Source organism: Armatimonas rosea, from assembly GCF_014202505.1.
GTDB classification, from domain to species: domain Bacteria; phylum Armatimonadota; class Armatimonadia; order Armatimonadales; family Armatimonadaceae; genus Armatimonas; species Armatimonas rosea.
Genome location: NZ_JACHGW010000005.1, coordinates 261,681 through 277,577 on the forward strand (window position 1 = coordinate 261,681; position 15,897 = coordinate 277,577).

The window sequence follows — 15,897 nt, forward strand, 5'->3', positions numbered from 1 at the left end:
GCTCCGGGACGCCTGCCCCGCGCTTGGATTGTCTAAACCTGCCCAACCGGCAAATGGTTGCTGCCAACCCTCCATCGTGGCCCCCTTCGACTCATTTGGGGCTCCTCCGAGTTGATCCGCGACCACTGTATAGTTCAACGATGCCTGGAAAGTCTGCGCTTGTGCCGAGGTACCCAAGGCAACGCAAGCCACGATTCCTAACTTTCGCATGGTGCATTGTACCCTACACCAAGGTGCTCTGAGCACCCTCATATTCTGCATCGCGGGCAGACCTTGGGCGGGTGAGCCTTGGCTTCATCGGGCTCTGTCAGCGTTGATGATCCAAATTTGTGGATGGATTCTGTATACTGCCTCCCTATACTGCCCCCAGTTTGAAGTAGACCAGTTTTAGTCGTTCTGGGTATCCTCGGGATAGTCCCGATTTAGAGGTTCAGGATGGCAGTATTGGAAGGGAATCGCCCTCGCTCGAGGGTAAGTCGGCAGTCGCTGAAGAGGAGCAGGCAAGCCGCTGGACCGCCAAGCGTCCCTCCTCCTTAGTGCTTTCACTTCTTCGAGGAGAGACTTCGGCCCAGGAAGCAGCGCGGCAGCATGGGTTACCTCGCGCCGGTCGCGTGTCGTCATCAAAAAGAACGGCTATTGGTGGCTGGACAAATAAAAGGCATTACACTTGGAACAAGATAAAGCCAATAAGTTAGTCGAAGGAATACTGTGAATTTATCTCCACTATCTTTTTATAATCGCAATAATGTATATTGTAATTATAGAAATAATACATATGGAAATTATGTTTAAAGGTTTAATAGTATGGCTTTTGTGCGTGGTATTTACTTGCGTATGCGATATATAGTATGCTGTAGGCATAGACATCAATATGTAGAAATTAGAAATGTATGTTCTGGAAATCCAGAATATGGCAATTAAGTATCCTGAGAGAGCTAATTTTGATCCTGCTAGCGAAAGTGTTTCGGAGTTATTTGATGTGTAGTCTTTTTTGGGGTTTTTTGAGATTGAAATTGTCAGATTGTATAAAATGCAACCAACCCAAAAGAAGTAACCTATTAGCCCCGTTTCGGTAAAGCATAGCACAAAAGAATTATGAGCTGTCATACCACCATTGATATCGGGAAATCCGCCATATCCAATCCCTAATAATGGTCTTTGTATAAATACTTCAATGCCAGTGGACCAAAACCAAAATCTACTGTTTGCAGATGCTTCAGTGGAATCAAAATTAACAATTCTACCACCCAGTGAAGCAAGGATAAGTAAAGACGACATTATGATGATAATGATAGATATCTTTTTATTTTGTGATGTTTGGTATATGAACATATTAATTGTTAGAATCGTGGCTAATAAACCTCCACGAGAATTTGTTAGGGTAATCGCAAAAAAGAACAAGATCGATAGCACAAAGTTGATAAACTTGACCGATTTTTGATCTGATCGAGTTTGAAATAAGGACATCCCCAACCCTGCGACGATAGTTGCCGATAGATCATTAGGGTCAGAAAAAATACCCGTTGCTAGAGCTTGAAACTCGTTGTCACGTACTAATACACTTCCTGTTTGGTACAGATATATTGAATAAGTCGCAAGATATCCGGTTAGTAAAATCAAAAATTGAGAAAAGATTCTGAATTTCTTGGGAGTATTGACGAGATTGATGATAAGTAATACTAATATGGCGTTTTTAGATATATCTGTCATGGCTAATTCTAATTGATTTGATTGCATTGAAGATGCAATTGCGAAAAAGGAAAAACCCACGATGAAAAAATTTAACGGTGAATTTTGTATCTTTTCCCGATTGACTAATTTATGAATTAAAGCAGATAACAGGGTTGTTACAGAGATGATAAATGGTAATCTGATCCCTTGGATTTCCTGAATTGATTCTTCAGGACGTATATACAGTAGCATAACGAATAAAATGAGCCCCCAGAATGGACGTGCGAAAATTACTAATCCACCAATTGCGGCAAGTGTTATCGAAAAAACATATGTCTCCTTGACGGTAATTAATTCATAGGATAGTATTATTGGAACCACTAATACTATCAAAAAGATCAATATTGGTGGGGTTTTTGAAGGATTGGTTGGGTCGGATTGTTGTGCTGGAGCTGTTTCGAATAACGATGGCATTTTTTTGCTTGAAATAGTTTATAGTTTTGATTGTGAGTGCTTAGCACCCATTAGGTTTGAAAATCATATACTGAAGGGTTTTTAAAATAATTGTGATGTCGAGAATTAGTGATCTATGAGTTATATAAAATAGATCAAACCTAAGTTTTTCGCGTGCATCGGTGTGGTAATTTCCATAGACTTGCGCAAGTCCCGTAATACCTGGTCTCACCTGATGACGGTAATTATATGTTGGCGTGTGGGCAACAAATTTGTCAACAAAGAAAGGTCGCTCTGGACGTGGTCCGACAATGCTCATTTCACCACGTAATACATTGATCAATTGTGGAATCTCATCTAATCGTACCAATCGTAACCAGCGACCAACCAATGTTAGGCGAGCATCCGCTTTTCCTGATGACAATACAGGGCCAGTATTATTTTCTGCATCTACATGCATTGTACGGAACTTCAGAAGAGTGAAACAGTTATTGTGTTTTCCTACTCTAACTTGTGTGAATAGTATTGGGCCACGGGATGTCACTTTGATGATGAATGCAATGGCAATAATAACTGGCGATAGTAAAATAATTGATAATAACGCGATAGTGATATCGAAAAAACGTTTGACTGTGTCTGAAATCTTGTTTTTAGTTTCAGTAATTCGTAATATCCCGAATTCCCCTAGATTATACAAAGTACTGGAAGCTAGAATTATGTCATAAGAAGAAGGTAATATGTGGATATTAATATCCTTCTTTTGAATGAGTGTTTCATCAAGTAATTTTTGTTGCCATGTTGGAGAGTATGCAATGAATATATCATCAATCGCATATTGAGTACTGATCTCAAGGATGTCGTCTTTTGAGCCTAGTACCGGCCACTCACAGCTGTCAAGGGCGACGCCTCCTTCATCGACAAAACCTACTACTTCAAATTTTGTATTTGCAGCGATTTCTGTTGCAAGAGATCTTGCAACAAAACCTGTTCCTACTATGAGAACCCGTTGACGAGATGATGAAGGCTCTGACTTTTGAAATACGTTTTCAGAAATGGGGGAGTCTGGCTGAGACATTATTTGATCTGAAATTGTCTCTTGCTGTCTTGGGACTGTGGATCGGAATGCCATTTTAGAGTGGCTCCTTTTTTTGCCCCTGTATTTCATCAACTCTAGTATCTTGATCCTGAGGTATATCTAATAGATTTTGAGATTGTATGCCACTCGAAATTCCATTGGGAACAGTTGAGACTCCTGGGGCATAGTAGTGTTGGTAGTTTTCATAACCAGCCACCATAGAAACAGGTACATCTGTAAGGACACCGCCTAAGACCGTTACATTGCTCTCATTAATGAGATCTAGTAAATGTTTTTCTACTCCAGTTGGTGTTTCAAGGGCCCGGACACACAAAAATGCACCATCGATAATTGGTGATAGGTTTAGTGCATCCGTGAACATAATTCCTGATGGGGTATCATATAATAGACGTTATCCTGTTTCATTGTCCCTCCATGCGTGGTGACGCTGTTCTCAATTGCTGATATTATTTCGGCATGTCGGGATTAACTTATACCAAAGCATGCGCCACCTCGGGAAGACTATTGGCCCTCACGGGATTGGAGCCCAGCGAGTTCAGAACTCTACTGCCCTACTTTCAGAGTGCCCTAGAAGCGCACCTAGAGAACGTCACCGTCGAGGGCAAACAAAGAGAGGGAAAGAGCTTTTCCGTCTACAAAAATGCTCTCCTGCCTACCACGGAGGATAAGTTGCTCTTCGTTCTGACCTTCGTCAAACAGAACCTCATTCAGGAGGTCATGGGAGCACTTTTCGATATGTCGCAGCCTAAAGTCAACGACTGGCTACAGCTCCTTGTAGTGGTCCTCAGAGAAGCACTTCGCCAAAGTGGCGATGCTCCCAGCAGAACCGTACAGGAGCTCAAAGCAAGCGTGGAAGCAGAAAACAGCCCCCTTTTTGTCTGGACGTTACGGAACGTCCCGTCCCCCGACCAACCGACCAGCAGCGTCAACGCGATCTTTACAGTGGAAAAAAGAAGCGCCACACCCTCAAAAATGCGATCCTAATAGATGAGGACTGCCGAATTGTGCATCTGAGTGAGACGGTCAAAGGCACGATGGCTGACAAAAAGATCGCTGAGTCGGTGGGCTATGAGTTGCCTGCCGATAGTGCCGTTCTACAGGATCTTGGTTTTCAAGGATTTGAAGTTGCTGATGTGGAAACCCTGATGCCCCACAAGAAACCTCGTGGGCGTGAACTGACTCCATTTGAGAAAGCTGTCAATCGTATCATCAGTCGCTCTCGTGTCTACGTGGAACACGCCATCTCTAGTATCAAGCGGTGTCGAGCCGTTCGTGACTCTCTACGCCTGATTCGTGCCGAGATGTCGGACATGGTAATGGAGATTGCTTGTGGTTTGCATAACCTGCGTTTGCGGCTTTACCCCTGGCAAAAAGTCCCTATGCCGGGAGAGCCTTGGTGAATCAGGATAACGTCTAATACATAATCAGCAATATCTCTTAGCTGTTTCGATACCATCCGCAAATTCGATGATCGGTATGTTTCCCAGGGGTTTTCGGGTGACGTTCCACTTGTGATGATCTGGAGATTTTCAACGGTTGTCTGCATTAACGCTTTTTCAAACGAACTAATTGTCGGATTCATTAATAAATCGGTGAATCCAAAGTCATTTGGTGTCTTGAAAACTTGATGTAACTCTGCAGTTCTTGTGTTTGCATCGACTAATACTACTTTTTTACCCGCTTGAGCAAGAGTGATAGCAAGGTTTGTAATAGTTGTTGTACTGCCTTGTTCTGCCTTTGCTGAAATCACCATGATAGATCGCATATTAGGAGTCACATCATTTAACATATGTAATCCTAAAAAACGATATGCTTCTGTTGCTAATGCTCGTGGCTTTAATTCCGCGATTCTTGCTAAATCTGCGTAGGACATTGTGCCCTCGGGTTGAGGAATAGTTGCAAGTATGCGAACAGGATAGGAACGTTCTGCTTCTGAAACACTTTTAATTCGTTTGTCGACACTATCCAAGGCGATAATTAGGGCACAACTACCAAGTAATGCACATATTGCGGACAGGCCAATCAGTTTAAATGTACGGCCTGAACTGATATTGACTGGAGGATTAAGACTGTTGACACGCTCTAAAATGACGAGTGGATTTTCTCGTTGGGCAACGTCGTGGGCCATTAATGCTGCATTTAAACGGGCTAATATCGCAGCCCTTGACTCCGATTTCGAATTGACTTCATTCGCTAGAGAATTTACAGGGTCGCTCAGGTTTTTTGATTCCATTGCACGACTCTCTTCGTTCGTAATTGCTTTTGAAAGCGTTTCTTGCCGTGCTTGTAACTCTAAAATTCGTGCTTGTGTATCTTTATTATTTTTTTGAATATCTGCTTGCTGAGATACTTTTTCATCGTAAGTAAGAATTGTGCGCTCTAAGTCTTGTGCTGTCTTTAAACGCTTAATAAGATCATCTCTGGTGATGAGAGACCGCTTGACTTCGGGGTATTCTGCACCATATCGTGCTTGTAGGGAGGCTAAAGTGCCTGTGATACGGTCGATCTCTGCTGAGATCGCCTTTGAATTTGCTCCCGTAACCGCAGGTCTAGGCGATCGCAACAATGACTCAATCTCAGCTAGACGGCGCTGATTATTGCTCAAACGCGTTTGACAGACTGCTAGCTCTTGCTGGACTCCATTAATCTCAGCCCGGTAAGTATCGATCTGGGTACGGGCACTTCGTGTTTCGTCATCAGATGTCCCTATGACTTTATGTTCTTGTGAGTAATTGCTGTACTTTGTACGCGCCTTTGCAAGCTCAGCATCCGCTTTTCTGAGTTGCTCTTGAAGTATTTTGACAACGCTATATGTATCTTTGGTATTTAATACGTGGTTATATTCTACAAAGCTTTCAGCAAGGGCATTGGCAAGTAGCTCTGCTTTTTCAGCTTGATTGGTCGTAACCTGAATTTCGAAAAGGCGCGGTCCTACCACGACAAACTCAACCTGTTTAGGGAGCTCTCCTCCCGTTGGGAGGTTCTCCTGAATCTTCTTAAAAGCGGGCTCAACTACCTCCCTACTCAGGAGGATTGAGTTGTACATGGAGGTGATTGCTTTGCTGTTGGTAGGATTGACATCATAACCATCATGTCCCTGCTCTGTACCATTTGCCCGCGAGGCAGTTTGAGGAGCTAGCAATTTTACCGTTGCTTCCCACTTCGATCCCACAAGACGTGTCGCACCGAAGGTCAGAGCGGTTGTAATCACCACGCTAAATAAGATCAACCACTTACGCCGGTTGAGAATCGCCACCGCTCTCCAAATATCCATGAGTTCTCCAATACCAAAGTGCAGAGTAAAGAAGACACGTGCAAATTTTAGACACTTATTGGGCGTTTCTCTCAGGAGGGTGAAGGCAGGTACAATCCGGAAAGTGTTATGAGACAACAACGAAATTTGAAAGTTTTGGGGATGCCAGACTCTTTCCCGATCGCGGTGTGGCTACAGTCGCCAGAGAACGCACATCGATACCGGGCAGCGGGTATCAATCTCTATGTAGGTCTGTGGCAGGGGCCAACCGAGGCGCAGCTCGCGGCGTTGAACGCGGCGAAGATGCCGGTGATCTGTGAGCAGAATGCCGTGGGACTGGCCCACAAAGAGGACCCGATTATCGCGGCTTGGATGCACGGCGACGAGCCCGATAATGCACAGCTAGTGCGCGATCCCGTGACAGGCAAGAAGAGCTGGGGCCCTTGTGTACCTCCGCAGAAGATCGTCGCTGATTACAAGCGGCTTCGTGCCGCCGACCCGACCCGACCTATCTTGCTTAATCTAGGGCAAGGAGTCGCCAATGATGCCTGGAAGGGGCGTGGAGCGGGCGCGAAGCTCTCCGACTACGAGACCTATGTCCAAGGGGGGGACATTATCTCGTTTGATGTCTATCCTGCTGCAAATAACCTCCCACTGGGGCTCGTCCCAAAAGGCGTAGACCGGCTCGTCGAATGGACAGAGGGAAAGAAGCCTATCTGGAACTGTGTAGAGTGCACGCGCATCGACGGTAAGGGGAAAGCCACACCTCGACAGGTACGCAACGAGACCTGGCGGGCGATTATCCATGGCTCGCGGGGCATTATCTACTTTGTGCACCAGTTTCAGCCCAAGTTCAATGAGCACGCACTCCTCGATGACCCTGAGATGCTAGCCATGGTTACTGCCACGAACAAGCAAATCCGAGAACTTGCTGGGGTTATCAATAACCCCCGGGGTAAGCGACGTGTGCAAAATGGTGTTGAGCTACTCACGGTCGAGCACCAGGGGGCGACTTATATCCTTGCTGCTGCCACGGGGGAGAGGACGGTGACAATCGAGCTGGACCCGTGCGGCAAGCTGGAGGTACTTGGGGAAGGGCGCACGGTCTCCGTGAGGGATACCTTTGCCCCCGACGACGTACACTTGTATCGGATGACCGGGCAATGACCCTCCCTCGTATTGTGGTGATTGGCATGGGGGGCACGATCGGCATGGTGCGTGGGGGCGATGGGGCGCTTCGTCCCGCCGCATCGGTGGGGGAGCTACTGGACCAGGTGCCCGCCGCTGCACGCTACGCCGAGCTCACGCTCGTACCGCTGGCATCGCTGGACAGCACCAATCTCGCGCCAAGCCACTGGACCGCGCTGATCGACGTCGTGGCCCAAGTCCAAGAACGATGCGATGGTGTCCTCGTTCTGCACGGCACCGATACCATGGCCTACACTGCCACAGCGCTCTCGCTTGCCCTGCCGCGTGGTGGGCACCTACCCATTGTCTTCACGGGCTCGCAGCTCCCCCTGAAAAGTGACCACACGGATGCGGCTCGCAATCTCATTGGTGCTTTGCTCACCCTACGGCTTGCGATTCGTCGCCAGATCGCTGAGGTTATGATTGTCTTTGGGGATCGTGTTCTGCGTGGCAATCGTGCCATCAAGACCAGCGAGATTCACTTTCCCGCCTTCGACTCACCCGCGTTTCCTCTTTTGGGAGAGGTAACGGCAGCGGGGATTCGGCTCACGGGGCTCCACACCGAGCGTACCCTAACTGCGCCTTTTGTCCCAGACACGCGCTTCGACGGGGCGATCTTAACCGTGGACATGACCCCAGGACTGCCGCCCGAGGTGCTGCGTGCGGTGCTCCACTCAAGGCACTGTCATGGCATTATTCTTCGCTCTCTGGGGACGGGGAATGTTCCCAATGTGGGGCCGCTCTCACTGGTTCCCGTGATCCAAGAAGCAACGGACGCCGGCATACCGGTGCTGGTGACGACCAAGTTTGTGGGGGGCTCCACCCGTATGGGCCTCTACGAGCCGGGGCGGGATGCGCTCGATGCGGGGGCGCTTCCCACGGGAGACCTGACTGATGTTGCGGCTCAGGTCAAGCTCATGGCCGCACTGGGGCGTGGGATCGACGCGCGTGACTTCCTACTCACCGATATCGCCGGTGAGCTCACGGTTACGGAGGACATGGAAGATGAGTCCCACGACGTTCTCTGAGGCGGTCCAGGCCGCTCTGGAGCGACACCGTAGCCCCGAAAAAGCCGCGCCGATGGCGCGCTACATGAAAAATCGCTTCCCGTTTCTGGGGCTCAAGCGCCCGGAGTTTCAGCCGCTCGTCCGGCCGCTGCTTGTTGCTGCAAAGCCAGTCGCCGACGAAGCCTGGCTCGCCGAGGCCACACGTCTGCTCTGGGCGCTCCCCGAGCGGGAGTACCAGTACACCGCGCTGGACCTTCTTGCCCGCTATGAGAAGCGGCTCACTACCCAGAGCCTCCCCCTCCTGCAGGAGCTGATCGTCACCCACTCCTGGTGGGACAGTGTCGATGGGGTGGTCGGGGCCGCGCTCAGCCCACTCACGCTGCGTCTCTCCGAGCTGCAAGTCTCTATGGATGCCTGGAGCCGCGACGATAACTTCTGGGTGCGCCGGGCGGCGATCCTGCACCAGCTCAAGCACCACCAAGCCACCGACTCTGAGCGCCTCTTTGCCTACTGCCGCGACAACGCCGCCGACCCGGAGTTCTTCGTCCGAAAAGCCATCGGCTGGGCGCTTCGCACCTACGCCTACACCGACCCGCTCGCGGTTCGGGCGTTTGTCGAGGCGAATAAAGCACAACTCTCCCGCCTCTCGGTGCGCGAGGCGCTCAAGCATCTCTGAGATCCCTAGCCCCTCGGACATCCCTCCCCCGGCCCCTCCCTTCGCTCTGTTTCCCGCTTCGCGGGGACGAAGGGAGGGGAGACGAGGAACGAGTGGGGGTGGGTTAGTTAGTCACCTCCTCCCTTCCCCCCGACGAAGTCGGGTTTCAGGGGAAGGGAGGAGGCAGGGGGGAGGGATGTACTACGGTGCCCCAACCTTTAAGTACCCCAGATCGGCGAGCCATTCTTGGAAGCGCACTTGCCACGTGCCAAACGGAATTCCCTTGCGCTCGCTGATCGCGCCGCCGTGGCCGCCGTGGCCGTAGATGTGCAGCTCCGCGGGGACCTTGGCATCGAAGAGGAGGTTGTAGTACTCGACCGTCTGCTTGGCGTGGAAGGCATCGTCGAGGCCCGCGCTGGTGAGAAACGCGGGGCCGGCACCGGCGGGAATCTTGAACTCCATCGGGGCCCAGCCGGCGTAGACCAGCGCGACAAAGTTGGGGTAGCAGCTCTCCCGCTCGATGGGATCGGTGGCGTCGGGCTTTCCGGTGTCGTTGCGCATGTGGACCAGCGCGGCGAGCGCGCCCCCGGCGGAGAAGCCCAGAATCCCGACCCGCTTGGTATCGACGCCCCAGGCTTTGGCGTTGGCGCGCACGAGTCGGAAGGCACGCTGGGTGTCTTGGAGCGCCTCGCCCTCGACCGTGTACTTGTAGCCGGGGGTGAAGGCCAGCCGGTACTTCAAGACCGCCGCCGCGACCCCGCGCTCATTGAGCCACTTGGCGATCTGCGTGCCTTCGTTGGGCCAGCCCAGCTCCCGGTGCCCCCCGCCCGGCGCGACAATGATCATCGTCCCCGTGGCCTTCTCCTGCGGCGGCAGAAAGACCTCGATAATCGGGTTGTGGACATTCTTGATATTGAAGTACTGCCCCGGCTTCGGGTTGGGCGGGGTGAGGATCTCCTTCTCGTTCTGCCCCTGGAGGGTGGGGTGGCCCGGTGGGTAGAGCGGGAGTACCTGGGACTTGGGCTGTGCCTTGGCCGGAGCCAGGAGCACGAGGGTGGCGAGAGCGAAAAGAAACGCAGCGCTGGTGTTCATGGGGGCATTATACTCCTGAAGGGGTGCTCCTGGGCAACGAGGTATGCCCGGACAACGAGTGTCCGGGCTTAAAAGGGCGACGACTGCCTTCGCAGCCAACAATTACGAAACGCAGCCAACCGAATCTACTGCTCGCGAAGGCGAGCGTCGTCCTCTCAAGCCCAAAGACTTGTTCTTAGGGCTTCCTCGGGCGATTCGGGCGACTCAGGTTTGGTGAGAACGTGCTATAATTTCCCCGTCATGACACCGTCTAATCCTCCTCAATCCTCCACCCTCACCCGGCGTGGGTTCTGTGCACTCAGTCTCTCCCTTCTCTCGCTGGCGCTGACCGGCTGCCCGTCGAGCAATAGCTCCGGGGGGGGAGCCGGAGGGGGGGGCTCTGTCCCCGGCGTCCTGCGCTACCCGATCGCCACGGAGCCCTCGACACTCGATCCGCACCGCGCACAAGATGGCCCGACCATCGACCTGCTCCAGAACGCCCACATGGGCCTGGTGGGCTGGAACGACAAGACCGAGGTAACCCCGCTCGCCGCCAAGGAGCTGCCTAAGATCAGCGCCGATGGGAAGGTCTACACGTTTGTGCTGCGCGACGGCCTCAAGTTCCACAATGGCCGCGCGGTGACCGCCGATGATGTGAAGTACAGCCTGACCCGCGCCCTCGACCCCAAGCTCGCCTCGCCCGTGGCAGGGAGCTACCTCGACGATATCCAGGGGGCCAAAGAGCTTGCTGCGGGTAAGGCCACCGAGCTCACGGGCGTGAAAGTGATCGACAAGAGCACGGTCGAGATCACGCTGGTCGGCTCCCGGCCGTACTTTTTGGGCAAGTTCACCTATCCGACCGCCTACATCCTTGCCAAAGAGGAGATCGAGAAAGGCCCGACTCTGCCAAGCGGTGCCAAGACGATCGGCTCCGAGAACGCGGCGACTGTCGGCTGTGGGCCCTTCAAGCTGACCAACTACACGCCCCAGAAGTCCGTGACCCTGGAGGCCAACAAGGACTGGGTGCTCGGGGCGCCCAAGCTCACGAAAGTGGAGCGCCCGATCATCCTCGACACCAAGACCGCCCGCCTCCAGTACGACTCGGGGCTCGTGGACATTATCGCGCTGGAGAAGGGCGACTACGAGAAGGACAAGTCCGACCCCAAGTACGCCGGTCAGGTGCAGACCTTCAACCGCGCCTCGACCTACTATGTCGGGCTGAATCAGAAGGCCTACGCCCCGTTCAAGAACGCCAAGGTCCGGCAGGCCTTTGCCCACGCTACCAATAAGGAAGAGATCAAGAAGGGCGTCCTCCTCGATGTCAATACCGCCGCCGAGTGTGTCGTCCCTGAGGGCATGCCCGGCTACGATCCCGCGTTCAAGGGGTACCCCTACGACGAGGCCAAGGCCAAGGCGTTGCTTGCGGAGGCAGGCTTCCCCGATGGCAAGGGCCTTCCGCCGCTCACCCTCTGCTTCCGCCAGCAGCAGCCGGATATCGTCAAGACCGCCCAGGTTCTCAAGGAGCAGTGGAGCAAGGTCGGGATTCCGGTGGAGCTGCGCGAGATGGAGTACGCCTCGCTCATCAACGCCATGGACCGCGATGAGGTTGTCTACTTCCACCGCTGGGGCGCGGACTACCCCGACCCGCAGAACTACCTCTCACTGCTCCTGACCACCACGGGCGCGGAGAACCATGTCGGCTACTCCAACCCGGAGTACGACAAGCTCTGCGCCGCCGCCGATGTGGAGACCGATCCCAAGAAGCGCCTGGAGATGTACGCCAAGGCCCAGCGCATGGTCGTGGACGATGCCCCGTGGATTCCGGTCTACTACCAGCGCGACATGGAGCTGATCAAACCCCACGTCACCGGCATCAAAGACGGCCTCCTCGGCCACCTTCCGCTCGTCACGGTTGAGGTCAAATAGTCGTGGCGGAACCGTTTCTGCGCGAGATTACTCCCGGAAACCTACTCTCCTTCGGCCCAAACCCGGAGCCTATCAAGCTCAATCAGCTCAATATCCTGATTGGAGCCAACGGCTCCGGTAAGTCCAACCTCATTGAAGTCATCCACGTCCTCCGCTCCACTCCAATAAATTTAAGGAAAGCTTTCAGCCCTGGATTTGCAGATTGGATTTGGAAGGGGAATCCGACTGAATCGCCAGAACTAAGTGCCATTATTCGTTACGATGCTGCCGATAAAAAGTTTGATCTTGTACACTCGTTACGATTTGACTCAGAAAGGCCGTTTGTTGAGATAGAGAACGAAGTTATAGGGATACCTTATAGAAACGACGACGAGAGCACATTTTATACACGAGATGGAAATATTGCGATTCTGAGAAGTGCTTCTGGTGATGATGAATTGGTAAATGAACCTTTGCTAAAAGATTCATCAATTTTATATCAAAGACAAGACCCGAAAAGGCTTCCTGAACTGTATTTTTTGACTCAGAAATATAAATTTATTCGGATTTATCGTGAATGGCAATTTGGAAGAAATAGTGAGTTGCGGGAATCTCATAAAACGGATTTACGGCATGAGGTTTTAGAGGAAGATTTCTCGAATTTGGCGATGTATCTGAATTACCTCCGAAGCTTTCCACCGGTTCGGCGGAAGCTGATTGAGAAACTTCAGAATGTCTTTGCGGGGATTACGGATTTTGATGTTTCCGTTGTCGGTGGGACGGCGCAGCTTTATCTGATCGAGGGGGACTATCGTATCCCGGCGACGCGGCTTTCGGATGGGACGCTTCGGTATCTGTGTCTGCTGGCGATTCTGTGTAACCCGGAGCCACAGCCGCTGATTTGCTTGGAGGAGCCGGAACTGGGGTTGCACCCGGACTTGCTCTCTGGCTTGGTTGATCTCATTAAGGAATGTTCCGAGAGAACCCAGATGATTGTCACGACACACTCAGAGTTTATTGTGGATGGCTTTTCAGAGAATCCAGAATGCGTTGTTGTCGTTGATAAAGAAGATGGGATCACCAAAATGAAACGCCTAAGCCATGACTCTCTCAAAGTTTGGCTGGAAGAGTATAGCTTAGGGCAGCTTTGGAACCGTGGTCAGATTGGGGGAACGCGCTGGTGAAGACGGTGACAGTTTATTTAGAAGGGGCTGAGAAGAAAAACAAAAAGCTGGTCAATGATTGCCGCCGTGGCTTCTCCGAACTTTTTGGGATGAGGCATGTTGTATTCGTTCCATGTGGTGGTAGGAAACAAGCTTTTGATGATTTTGAGGTGGCCTACAAAAATCCCGATGGCACTTGGCCAGTCTTGCTTGTAGATAGTGAGGACGAAGTGGTTGATGCATCAAAAATTGAACACCTCACCAAAAGAGATGGCTGGAAGTTCCCCGAAGGAGTCACCGAACGACAGGTTCAGCTAATGACAACCTGCATGGAGTCATGGCTGATCTACGAACGAAACGGCCTCAGGACGTTCTACGGAAGCTGTTTACAGGAAAGTGGTTTGCCCTCCAAATTTGAGATGGAAACACGCCACCGTCACACTCTCTTCGATATACTGCGACATGTGACCCGAGATTGTGTGAGAGATAAAGTTTATGGAAAAGGGATGGCATTTCAAATATTAGCGCTGGTCGAGGGGGCGACGCTCCGCGAGTTAAAGTATTTCGAGATGGCCTATACAGCGATAAAGGGGCATACCAAGATATGATTCGCCTCATCCTCACGCGTCTTGGGCTGGCGATCCCGACCCTCCTCGCGATCTCGTTTCTGGTGTTCTTCGCCACCTACCTCTCGCCCGCCGATCCCACGGATATCCTGCTGGGGCAACACGCGACCCCAGAGAGCAGGGCACAGCTTCGGCACCAGCTGGGGCTCGACCTGCCGCCGCTGGTGCGCTACGGCAACTATGTCACGGGAATTGTCTTCCACGGGGACTTTGGGCGCTCGTACTACAACAACGGCGAGGCAGTGACCGCGCTGATCAAGCGGGGCTTTCCCAACACGGGGACCCTGGCGACCCTGGCGCTTCTCTTCTCCTTGGGGATTGGGATTCCGATTGGGATTCTGGCGGCGGTGAAGGCCAACAAGGTGATCGACCGGGCGGCGATGAGTGTGGCGCTGCTCGGGGTCGCGGTGCCGTCGTTTGTGCTCGCGCCGCTCCTGACCCTCTTTTTTGCGGTGCAGCGGAACCTACTGCCCCCGATGGGCTTCGCGCTGGGAGACGCCGTCCGGGCACAGCCACAGTTCTTTATTCTGCCGGCGATTGTCCTGGGCGCACGCTCGGCGGCGCTGATGGCACGCATGACCCGCTCGGCGATGCTGGATGTGCTGGGGCAGGACTACATTAGGACGGCACGGGCCAAGGGGCTCTCGGATGGTGTGGTGCTCTTTAAGCACGCGCTGAAGAACGCCTTCCCCCCGATCATGACGGTTGCAGGGACGACCTTTGGGTACTTGCTCTCCGGCTCATTTGTGGTGGAGACCTTCTTCCAGATTCCGGGGCTGGGCTACCAGTCGATCTTTGCGATCCAGCAGCGCGACTACCCGGTGATCCAGGGGCTGGCGCTTCTCATGGCCTTTATCTTTGTGGTGGTGAACTTGATCGTCGATATTCTCTACGGCGTCCTCGATCCCCGAGCACGTGCGGCGGGAGGGAAGCGCTAGCCATGCAAGAGCTCAAGAAAAACAAGCTCGCCTTTGCCAGCCTGATCTTCCTCGGGGTGCTGGTGCTGATCGCGCTCTTTGCCAATGTGCTGGCGCCCTACCCGTTTGCGGAACAGAAGCTGGCCGACCGGATGCAGGGGCCGAGCGCGGCACACCGGCTCGGCACCGATGACCTAGGGCGCGATGTGCTCTCTCGGCTAATCTACGGCGCACGGATCTCTCTGTCCGTGGCGGTCTTGGTCGAACTCGTGGTGGTGGGTATTGGCGTCACCGTGGGGCTGATCGCGGGGTTCTTTGGCGGCTGGGCGGAGACCTTGCTCATGCGCCTCACCGACACGCTCCTGGCCTTCCCCGATGTGCTCCTCGCCATTCTCCTCTTGGGAACCCTCGGCGCGGCGGCATCCAAGCCCGAGGTCTCGCTCTTTCTGGTGGTGATGTCGCTGGGGATCACCGGCTGGCCCCCGCTGGCGCGTCTGGTGCGGGGCCAGGTGCTCTCCCTGCGAAAGCGCGAGTTTGTGGAGGCCGCGATTGCAATGGGGGCGAGCAATGGGCGGATTCTGCTGCGCCATATCCTCCCCAACCTGCTCTCCCCGATCATTGTCGCGGTGACGGTCGATGCCGCCGGCGTGATCCTCTCCGAGGCGACCCTCTCGTTTCTGGGGATCGGTGTCCAGCGCCCGTTTCCCTCGTGGGGGCGCATGATCAACGACGCGCTCGACTACTACCGCTCCGAGCCGCGCCTCGTGGTCTGGCCCGCGGTCTGTCTCTCGCTCACCGTCATCGCCCTAAACTTCCTCGGCGATGGCCTCCGGGACGCGCTCGATCCCCGAAAACGCTCTGGCGGGCATTAACGCCCACGGCACCGCTTCGC

The 15,897-nt window shown here is 53.0% G+C and carries 15 protein-coding genes; 10 read left to right on the forward strand and 5 right to left on the reverse strand.

Translation table 11 applies throughout. The features are described from left to right. Positions 1-723 precede the first annotated feature (723 nt). From HNQ39_RS24705 to HNQ39_RS24715, 3 genes are read right to left on the reverse strand one after another with little or no spacing between them, the layout of a single operon-like run. On the reverse strand, positions 724-2,145 hold the full coding sequence (locus HNQ39_RS24705) for an O-antigen ligase family protein (RefSeq protein WP_184203187.1): 1,422 nt from the start codon (positions 2,143-2,145) through the stop codon (positions 724-726). Positions 2,146-2,185: 40 nt separating this feature from the next. Further along, on the reverse strand, positions 2,186-3,199 hold the full coding sequence (locus tag HNQ39_RS24710) for a sugar transferase (RefSeq protein WP_184203189.1): 1,014 nt from the start codon (positions 3,197-3,199) through the stop codon (positions 2,186-2,188). A gap of 55 nt (positions 3,200-3,254) precedes the next feature. Continuing rightward, complete coding sequence (locus HNQ39_RS24715; protein ID WP_184203190.1) at positions 3,255-3,581, reverse strand: P-loop NTPase family protein; 327 nt, start codon at positions 3,579-3,581, stop codon at positions 3,255-3,257. 95 nt (positions 3,582-3,676) lie between these two features. On the opposite strand from HNQ39_RS24715, the gene HNQ39_RS24720 reads away from it, so the two are divergent. Together HNQ39_RS24720 and HNQ39_RS24725 are read left to right on the forward strand one after the other, a co-directional pair. Beyond that, the gene (locus HNQ39_RS24720; protein ID WP_184202748.1) at positions 3,677-4,204 is read left to right on the forward strand and encodes a helix-turn-helix domain-containing protein; all 528 of its coding nucleotides are present in this window, start codon (positions 3,677-3,679) and stop codon (positions 4,202-4,204) included. Next, positions 4,099-4,620 carry an HARBI1 family protein gene (locus HNQ39_RS24725; RefSeq protein ID WP_246386085.1) on the forward strand — a complete coding sequence of 174 codons (522 nt, stop codon included), beginning with the start codon at positions 4,099-4,101 and terminating at the stop codon, positions 4,618-4,620. Before HNQ39_RS24720 ends, HNQ39_RS24725 begins: the two co-directional genes overlap by 106 nt. Here HNQ39_RS24725 and HNQ39_RS24730 read toward each other — a convergent pair. Continuing rightward, positions 4,578-6,494, reverse strand: coding sequence for a GumC family protein (locus HNQ39_RS24730; RefSeq protein ID WP_184203192.1), 1,917 nt, complete (start codon positions 6,492-6,494; stop codon positions 4,578-4,580). The genes HNQ39_RS24725 and HNQ39_RS24730 overlap by 43 nt on opposite strands. 141 nt (positions 6,495-6,635) lie before the next feature. Between HNQ39_RS24730 and HNQ39_RS24735 the strand changes: the two genes are divergently transcribed. From HNQ39_RS24735 to HNQ39_RS24745, 3 genes are read left to right on the forward strand one after another with little or no spacing between them, the layout of a single operon-like run. Beyond that, positions 6,636-7,640: a hypothetical protein gene (locus HNQ39_RS24735; RefSeq protein ID WP_184203194.1), complete on the forward strand. Its 1,005-nt coding sequence runs from the start codon at positions 6,636-6,638 to the stop codon at positions 7,638-7,640. Next, a complete protein-coding gene (locus HNQ39_RS24740) occupies positions 7,637-8,689 on the forward strand; it encodes an asparaginase (protein WP_184203196.1) in 1,053 nt (350 codons plus the stop codon). Before HNQ39_RS24735 ends, HNQ39_RS24740 begins: the two co-directional genes overlap by 4 nt. Beyond that, the gene (locus HNQ39_RS24745) at positions 8,667-9,344 is read left to right on the forward strand and encodes a DNA alkylation repair protein (RefSeq protein WP_184203198.1); all 678 of its coding nucleotides are present in this window, start codon (positions 8,667-8,669) and stop codon (positions 9,342-9,344) included. Before HNQ39_RS24740 ends, HNQ39_RS24745 begins: the two co-directional genes overlap by 23 nt. 180 nt (positions 9,345-9,524) lie before the next feature. Here the strand turns inward: HNQ39_RS24745 and HNQ39_RS24750 are convergent, their stop codons facing one another. After that, entirely contained in the window at positions 9,525-10,415 is an 891-nt protein-coding gene (locus HNQ39_RS24750; RefSeq protein ID WP_184203200.1) for an alpha/beta hydrolase, read from the reverse strand. Positions 10,416-10,655: 240 nt separating this feature from the next. On the opposite strand from HNQ39_RS24750, the gene HNQ39_RS24755 reads away from it, so the two are divergent. Genes HNQ39_RS24755 through HNQ39_RS24775 form a run of 5 tightly spaced genes read left to right on the forward strand, consistent with a single transcriptional unit; the run spans position 10,656 to position 15,877 of the window. Then, on the forward strand, positions 10,656-12,320 hold the full coding sequence (locus HNQ39_RS24755) for a peptide ABC transporter substrate-binding protein (RefSeq protein WP_184203202.1): 1,665 nt from the start codon (positions 10,656-10,658) through the stop codon (positions 12,318-12,320). Between the two features lie 2 nt (positions 12,321-12,322). Further along, positions 12,323-13,483 (forward strand): AAA family ATPase, encoded by a 1,161-nt coding sequence (locus HNQ39_RS24760; RefSeq protein WP_221290304.1) that lies wholly within the window; start codon positions 12,323-12,325, stop codon positions 13,481-13,483. After that, entirely contained in the window at positions 13,480-14,070 is a 591-nt protein-coding gene (locus HNQ39_RS24765; RefSeq protein ID WP_184203204.1) for a hypothetical protein, read from the forward strand. The genes HNQ39_RS24760 and HNQ39_RS24765 overlap by 4 nt, the downstream gene beginning before the upstream one ends. Beyond that, positions 14,067-15,026 carry an ABC transporter permease gene (locus HNQ39_RS24770; protein WP_184203206.1) on the forward strand — a complete coding sequence of 320 codons (960 nt, stop codon included), beginning with the start codon at positions 14,067-14,069 and terminating at the stop codon, positions 15,024-15,026. The genes HNQ39_RS24765 and HNQ39_RS24770 overlap by 4 nt, the downstream gene beginning before the upstream one ends. A gap of 2 nt (positions 15,027-15,028) precedes the next feature. Next, positions 15,029-15,877 (forward strand): ABC transporter permease, encoded by an 849-nt coding sequence (locus HNQ39_RS24775; protein WP_184203208.1) that lies wholly within the window; start codon positions 15,029-15,031, stop codon positions 15,875-15,877. The last annotated feature ends 20 nt before the right edge of the window (positions 15,878-15,897 follow it).

Excerpts from the sequence above, each read along its gene's own strand:
- HNQ39_RS24715 (WP_184203190.1), bottom strand. The coding sequence starts at position 3,581 with ATGTTCACGGATGCACTAAACCTATCACCAATTATCGATGGTGCATTT.
- HNQ39_RS24770 (WP_184203206.1), top strand. The coding sequence starts at position 14,067 with ATGATTCGCCTCATCCTCACGCGTCTTGGGCTGGCGATCCCGACCCTC.
- HNQ39_RS24750 (WP_184203200.1), bottom strand. The coding sequence starts at position 10,415 with ATGAACACCAGCGCTGCGTTTCTTTTCGCTCTCGCCACCCTCGTGCTC.
- HNQ39_RS24710 (WP_184203189.1), bottom strand. The coding sequence starts at position 3,199 with ATGTCTCAGCCAGACTCCCCCATTTCTGAAAACGTATTTCAAAAGTCA.
- HNQ39_RS24745 (WP_184203198.1), top strand. The coding sequence starts at position 8,667 with ATGAGTCCCACGACGTTCTCTGAGGCGGTCCAGGCCGCTCTGGAGCGA.
- HNQ39_RS24740 (WP_184203196.1), top strand. The coding sequence starts at position 7,637 with ATGACCCTCCCTCGTATTGTGGTGATTGGCATGGGGGGCACGATCGGC.
- HNQ39_RS24755 (WP_184203202.1), top strand. The coding sequence starts at position 10,656 with ATGACACCGTCTAATCCTCCTCAATCCTCCACCCTCACCCGGCGTGGG.
- HNQ39_RS24705 (WP_184203187.1), bottom strand. The coding sequence starts at position 2,145 with ATGCCATCGTTATTCGAAACAGCTCCAGCACAACAATCCGACCCAACC.
- HNQ39_RS24720 (WP_184202748.1), top strand. The coding sequence starts at position 3,677 with ATGTCGGGATTAACTTATACCAAAGCATGCGCCACCTCGGGAAGACTA.
- HNQ39_RS24775 (WP_184203208.1), top strand. The coding sequence starts at position 15,029 with ATGCAAGAGCTCAAGAAAAACAAGCTCGCCTTTGCCAGCCTGATCTTC.
- HNQ39_RS24730 (WP_184203192.1), bottom strand. The coding sequence starts at position 6,494 with ATGGATATTTGGAGAGCGGTGGCGATTCTCAACCGGCGTAAGTGGTTG.
- HNQ39_RS24735 (WP_184203194.1), top strand. The coding sequence starts at position 6,636 with ATGCCAGACTCTTTCCCGATCGCGGTGTGGCTACAGTCGCCAGAGAAC.